The sequence below is a fragment of the Brevundimonas sp. genome (genome assembly GCF_036399195.1).
In the GTDB taxonomy this organism is placed as follows: domain Bacteria; phylum Pseudomonadota; class Alphaproteobacteria; order Caulobacterales; family Caulobacteraceae; genus Brevundimonas.
On the sequence record NZ_DASWNO010000042.1, the window covers coordinates 1 to 1,505 of the forward strand.

Sequence of the window (1,505 nt, forward strand, 5' to 3'; positions counted from 1 at the left end):
CGAGGAGACGAAGCCGCCGGAATGCTGGCTGCGCAGACGGGCGAGGTCGGCGCGGATCATCGACCCGAACAGCCGCACCTGGATGTCCCCGACGATGCCGTGGCCCAGCCGGTTGACCAGCGCGGCCTGGCCCAGCGCGGCCGCGGTCCAGATCAGCCCGGCGCCGACGATGATGAGCGGGATCCACAGCAGCGCCCGCCCGGGCGGCACGGTGATGAAGTTCCAGATCGTCACGGCCTCGCCAAGGAACAGTCCGTCAATGGCCGGCTCCAGCAGCTGCAAGACCGTCGCGGCCATGATGCCGACCACGGCGGCGCAGGCGATCGACAGGAACAGCGCCGCCCGATGGTGCGACAGGTAGTCCCGCCAGATGCGGCCCAGCAGCGGCCGCAGGGAGTCTCTCGGGGGCTCCTTCTCGTCGGCGGCGAGCGCGGGCGTCGTCATCGGTCCGAGGTCGGACGGGATGGGGGGGAAGTCAAGCCGCCGCGCGCTCTGGCGCGGTTGGCGACAGGGCCCGGGGGACCGGTCCGAACCGGCGACAGGCGAGCGCCATCGCGCCGGCCACACAGCCGCCGAACAGCATGGCCTCCAGCCCGGCAGTCACCAGCTGGCTGACCAGGCCGAAGCCGCTCTCGTTGAACATCGCGCCCAGTTGCTCCACGCGGAAGCGCGAGGCCGGAAATCCCTGCGCCAGCAGATCGAGGCTTCCGCCCATCAACCGGCCGCCCAGCAGCGGAATCAGCACCCCCGCGGCGAGCCCCGCCATCGCCCCGGTGGCGACGCATCGCCGGATCGGCGGCTCGACCCGCGCTCGCGCGTTGAACCAGACCGCGGCCCCGATCAGCCCGCCCAGCAACGCCCCTTCGGGCGCGCCGGTCATGTCGGCGGGCGCGTGGCCGAACAGCAGGTCGAAGGCGTCCAGCCCGACCAGCTTGACCACGGCGCCCACCACGAGGCCTCCTACGGCGCCGCCGGCGATGCTCAGCGCGCCGGGCCGCCCCCTCGCGCCCACGGTCGCCGCGATGCCGAATCCGACGCCGGCCCCGCCCACGAGCGCCAGCAGGGCCGTCAGGCACAGCAGCACCAGCAGCACCGACAGCCCGCCCATGCCGATGCCGAGCGGCTGCAGGGCGCCGACGACGCCGTAGAACAGCCCGCCCATCAGCCCCGCGAGCGCGCCGCCCGTCATGCCGGCCACGCCGAGGCGAACGAGCGGCGCGGAGCGGGACTCCTTCGTTTGCGGGGTGACCGGCGCGATGCGGTCTGTCGCCAACTCCGCCCCGGTCTCGCTCACCGGGGCGATGAAGCGGTAGCCGTGCTTGGGCACCGTCTCGATGAAGCGCGGCCGGCCCGCGTCATCGCCCAGCTGCCGCCTGAGGGTTCGGACGCACTGCGTCAGGGCCTCGTCTGTGACCGGCACCCCGCGCCACACCTCTTCGAGGAACCGATCCTTCGAGATCAGTTTGCCGTGCTCGCGCACCATCAACGCCAGGGCGTCGAAATAG

General features: G+C 72.8%; 2 protein-coding genes. Both read right to left on the reverse strand.

The features are described from left to right. A partial coding sequence (locus VGB60_RS02310; RefSeq protein ID WP_331036667.1) for an ABC transporter transmembrane domain-containing protein occupies positions 1-444 on the reverse strand: 444 nt, incomplete at its 3' end. A gap of 31 nt (positions 445-475) precedes the next feature. Continuing rightward, a partial coding sequence (locus VGB60_RS02315; RefSeq protein ID WP_331036668.1) for a winged helix-turn-helix domain-containing protein occupies positions 476-1,505 on the reverse strand: 1,030 nt, incomplete at its 5' end.